The sequence below is a fragment of the Clostridium sp. genome (genome assembly GCF_051278035.1).
Taxonomy (GTDB): domain Bacteria; phylum Bacillota; class Clostridia; order Clostridiales; family Clostridiaceae; genus Clostridium_AD.
Genome location: NZ_JBNMNU010000248.1, coordinates 1 through 5,026, shown reverse-complemented (window position 1 = coordinate 5,026; position 5,026 = coordinate 1). Strand labels below are relative to the sequence as shown.

Below are 5,026 nucleotides of genomic sequence, written 5' to 3'. Positions count from 1 at the left end.
TATTACTCACATAAGTAATTAAGTCTTTATCTGTTTCCTCTCCTAAGTTTGATGATACAGTTTTACGGAGTGCCCCCATAATTAATATCCTACTTCTGTAGTTGCAGCAATTTCTTTGTTTCCATCTAAGAATTCTATTACTAACAGTTCTTTATATCTTTCAGCAAATAGTATAGCATTAGCACATTGAGAATTTTTATTCTCTATTAGTTTTGGCTCCGTTCGTATAAATTCATTTTGTAAGTATTCTAGTAATATCTCAGCAGGACCTCCTATTATCCTAATATCTTTACAAATATTAGGCTTAAAGGAACTATTAATCGAACTTATTGATTTTTCTACATAAGGTCTTAAAACTAAGTCCTTAATTTCCTGTAACACGTTTGGTTCTCCAAAAGGTAATTCATTATCTTCTAAATATTCAATAGCATCTGATATATCATAATTACCGTCAGAACCTTCTGCAGAGTTGACTTTAGTAAGTATAGCTTCTATTGTAGGCTGAAAACCATGTTGAGCGAAACTACTAGCCTTAGTCATCCCAAGCACCTTGTTACCAAATTCATCTTTTTCATATTTCCAATGAGATACATCTAAAGTACCACCACCAAAATCAAGTAGAAGCATTGGGTAACTAAAAGTTTCCATAGTTTCAGCACTAAGTGTACCGCCTTGTTTAAATACTTGAACATCTAAAATTTCTATATCATATGTTTTACTATTTAATGTTATAGATTGTTTTTCCATCTTTTTAATCTCATTTTTAAGAGGAATACTATGATCTATATAATATTCTGCAGGAAGTCCTACCGCAAGTCTTACCTTTATGCTAGTTTCACCTTTAAAACTTAGTGCAATAGCATTAAGTAAGTTCAACTTATAATGTTCTGACATGTATTTGTTGGGTTCCATGTTAAGCTTACCTTCTTTATTACCCACTGTATATAATTTTCCATTCCAAGTAATATTGCTTGCTCCAGTAGCCCTTGAACCATGTTTGTTTACTGATGATACCCGACTAGCAAAAGTAACATCCGTACTTGTTTTTGTGAAGGTATTTCCTATGTCTACAGTTAATACAGAGGCTAACACTTTACTTAGCGCAGGGTATTTTTTTGATATTTCAACTAAATTCATTTCTTATTCCTCCCAGATTTTTCTTTTTTTGGTTTATACTTATATATTCTTCATTATATTGTAATAACCTTCTTTTAAAGAAAAATATTTTTCAGATATTTGTAGACCTATAAGTAGATATTTATATATTTACTTATCTACATTTATATATATATCTACAAATGTAGATATATATATAAATATTTCTATGCATTTATCTTACATTTTCATCTAGCAATACTAATTTTATATAAGAACATAACAATCAGACTATTTTTTTGAATGAATTCTAATTTTCTAAGCATTAGACCACTAATTTTACAATTAATTATTTGCTCTAGATAATATATTGACCTTATAATTTAATAGTTGTATATTGTTAGATCTCCTACCTATAAATAAATATATATTTATTTATTTATATATATATTTACAAATGTAGATATATATATATCAGATCAAACATACACCACAGCTCATTTATGATGCTAAAATTTATAGTATTATTTATAAATAAAAATAGGATAACAAAACTTTATAAGTTTTGTTATCCTATTTTATTTATTAAATTAAGTAAAGTAATCTAATTTAACAGACACCTAATCTCTATAAAGCACATCAAGTCTTGCAAATTTACTGAATTGACCTATCCAAGCAAGCTTAACAGTTCCTATGGGACCATTCCTCTGTTTTGATATTATAAGCTCTGCTATGTTTTTATCTTCCGTTTCAGTATCATAGTACTCATCTCTATATAGAAACATAACAATGTCAGCATCCTGCTCAATAGACCCTGATTCTCTAAGGTCTGATAGCATAGGACGATGATCAGCCCTTTGCTCTGGAGCACGAGATAGCTGTGATAGTGCAATTACTGGGCACTCCATCTCTTTTGCAAGGGCTTTAATAGATCTCGATATTTCTGATACTTCTTGCTGTCTGCTTTCTGTATTACTACCAGACATAAGTTGAAGATAATCTATAAGAATCATGTCTATACCATGCTCCATTTTTAGTTTTCTACATTTTGATCTCATATCCATCACCGAAGTTCCAGCTGTATCATCAATAAAGATTTTAGCAGCAGCCAGTGGACCGGAAGCTTTGGCTATATTTTCCCAGTCCTTATCTTCTAAATTACCACTTCTAAGCTTTGACATATCAACATTGGCTTCTGAACAAAGCAATTTATAAGAAAGCTGTTCCTTAGACATTTCAAGAGAAAATACTGCTACACTTTTTCCTTCTCTAAGCGCTGCATACTCAGCTAAATTTAGAGCAAAGGTAGTTTTTCCCATAGAAGGTCTTGCCGCAATAAGAATCATGTCTCCCTTTTGAAATCCAGCGGTTAGTCCATCGAGTTCTGGGAACCCACTAGCTACTCCTGTTGTTTCCCCTTTATTATTAAAAATTCTCTCTATTTCTAAAAAGCCTCTCTCTAGAACCGTATTCATTGGTTCAAAATCACTTGTACTCTTTCTTTCTGCTATGTTAAATACCTTTTGCTCTGCAAGGTCCATTACTGCTTCAACATCATCTTGTTTATTATAGCAATTTTCCATAATTTCAGTAGAAGCTCTAATAAGTTTTCTTAAAACAGATTTATCATCCACAATTTTTATATAAGAGCTTAAATTAGCAGTGGATGGTACTGAATTACTTATTTCAGAAATATAAGTAATTCCACCTGAAGCTTCTAATTTTTCAGAAGAACGTAAATGTTCCAGTAAAGTAATCATGTCAATAGGTGTATCCTTTTGGTATAATTCAAAAATAGCATTAAATATGACTTTATGAGAATCTCTGTAAAAATCCTCGGTTTTTAAAATCTCTACCACCCTTGATATAGCTGTTTTATCAATAAGCATTGACCCGATTATTGATTGTTCCGCTTCTAAATTATAAGGTAAACTTCTAAGAGGTGTATCCATTTTTCATCGCTCCTAAACTAATGTTTTATGCCCTGCTAAAATTTATTTTAACAGGGCCATTAATTTTATATTGGTTAAAACACTAATTTCATTAGTTGTTCTATATTTGATATAGCTTTCGTTTCGATGTCGACAAGATCTATAGGTACCTGCTTTTCATTATCAATAGGAAGTATAACTAGCTTTATTCCTTTTCTTCTTGCACCATAAATTTTTTCAAATATGCCACCTACAGGTTTTATAATACCACTTAAGGATATCTCTCCGGTTACCGCAATATCTTGTCTTATAGGTTTGTTTAAAAGCGAACTAATTATACATACCGTTATAGCAGCTCCTGCGGAAGGTCCATCAATTTTACCGCCACCTATTATATTTACATGTATGTCGTAATCCTTAATATCTTTGTTTGTTGTCTTTCTTATTACAGACGCAGCATTAAATACTGAATCCTTAGCCATACTTCCAGCCGTATCATTAAATCTTACTTGGCCTTTACCACTTTCCTTTGCTTCAAAGACTGAAGTTTCTATTTCAATAGTAGATCCTATATAACCTGATACTCCAAGTCCATATATATGACCAACTTCAAATTTAATCTCACTATCTAATTCTTCATATGGAGTTAATCTACTAATAGATATAATGTCTAATAAATCCTTAACCTCAATTATAATCTTAGAACTCGCTACTGATTCCCTATTATTCAATACATATCCATAAGCATCAGCTAAAATATTTACAGCTTTTCTTCCCTCAATAGTATACCTACTAATTATCTTCGCAACTCCATCTCCAACTTCAACCTTTAATTTATTCGCAGCGTTTACTACGATATTTTCAATATCCTTAGCTGTTAACGGTTCAAAATAAACTTCAGTACATCTTGATCTGAGTGCGGGACTTATTTCTGATGGTTCCCGAGTTGTAGCTCCTATTAAAATAAAATCTGCCGGAGCACCTTTATCAAATAAATATTTTATATATTTAGGAGTGTTTTCATCTTCTGGGTCGTAATATGATGATGAAAATTCAACTCTTTTATCTTCTAATACTTTAAGGAGTTTATTTTGTAGTATATTATCCAGTTCTCCTATTTCATCAATAAATAGTACCCCTCCATGTGCCTTTGTTACAAGACCGGGTTTGGGTTCAGGAATTCCAACATCAGCTAGGTCTCTTTTACTTCCCTGATATATTGGGTCGTGGACAGATCCGAGTAATGGATTAGTTATTTCTCTTGGGTCCCATCTCAGCGTTGTACCATCCACCTCAACGAATTTAGCATCCTTATCATATATAGTGTAACTTAGTTTCGTGGCTTCCTCCAGAGCAAGCCTAGCTGCAGTGGTTTTACCAACACCTGGTGGACCATATAGAATAATATGTTGAGGATATGGCGATGCCATTTTAGATAGTAGAGATTTTATAGCTCTTTCTTGTCCAACTATTTCACTAAAACTCTCTGGCCTTAAAATAGCCTGTATATTCTTAGTAAGCTTTCTGCTATCAAGTTCTTTTAGCTCTTCATATTTTTTTAATGTTTTAGCATTTTCAGGACCCTTTTGTTTCTTAATTATACCAAGTCTTACTTCATCAATGTATTTTTCTTGCTTTTCCATGAGATTTTTTTCTACGTCAGCTTCAATCTTGTTTTGAACATACCTTTTAGCTATTTCTTCAGTTATCCATTCATTAGTGTTGTCTAAAACCTCATGTACATTTTTTGAGGTAGGTACTACCTCTATACCTTTACCATCACTAATGATTTTATTTAAGGCATACAATTTTTTATACATATCTTCACTTTTAATATATTTTTGTAGTTTAAATTTTACAGTTTTTGCCTTTATACTGCTCTCATCTATTACATTCCTCATTATTTCATATAGAACATCAATTTGGGTATCTATTGGTAATGCATCTTTTGCCATATCTTCTCCGGCTTTATTAACAAATAATGTCTTCAAAATTAGTCC

3 protein-coding genes are annotated in these 5,026 nt (G+C 31.8%); all 3 read right to left on the bottom strand.

The genetic code is table 11. From position 1 onward, the window contains the following. Positions 1-81: 81 nt before the first annotated feature. The 3 genes from ACJAX4_RS22185 to lonC all read right to left on the bottom strand — a co-directional run bounded on the left by ACJAX4_RS22185 (position 82) and on the right by lonC (position 4,981). On the bottom strand, positions 82-1,137 hold the full coding sequence (locus ACJAX4_RS22185; RefSeq protein ID WP_435791615.1) for a ParM/StbA family protein: 1,056 nt from the start codon (positions 1,135-1,137) through the stop codon (positions 82-84). A gap of 578 nt (positions 1,138-1,715) precedes the next feature. Beyond that, positions 1,716-3,047: a replicative DNA helicase gene (locus ACJAX4_RS22180; RefSeq protein ID WP_435791614.1), complete on the bottom strand. Its 1,332-nt coding sequence runs from the start codon at positions 3,045-3,047 to the stop codon at positions 1,716-1,718. A gap of 74 nt (positions 3,048-3,121) precedes the next feature. Then, the gene (gene lonC, locus ACJAX4_RS22175; RefSeq protein ID WP_435791616.1) at positions 3,122-4,981 is read right to left on the bottom strand and encodes a Lon family ATP-dependent protease; all 1,860 of its coding nucleotides are present in this window, start codon (positions 4,979-4,981) and stop codon (positions 3,122-3,124) included. Positions 4,982-5,026: the final 45 nt, after the last annotated feature.

Bases quoted from the DNA above. Each gene is read 5' to 3' on its own strand.
- lonC (WP_435791616.1), bottom strand. From the start codon at position 4,981: ATGGCAAAAGATGCATTACCAATAGATACCCAAATTGATGTTCTATAT.
- ACJAX4_RS22185 (WP_435791615.1), bottom strand. From the start codon at position 1,137: ATGAATTTAGTTGAAATATCAAAAAAATACCCTGCGCTAAGTAAAGTG.
- ACJAX4_RS22180 (WP_435791614.1), bottom strand. From the start codon at position 3,047: ATGGATACACCTCTTAGAAGTTTACCTTATAATTTAGAAGCGGAACAA.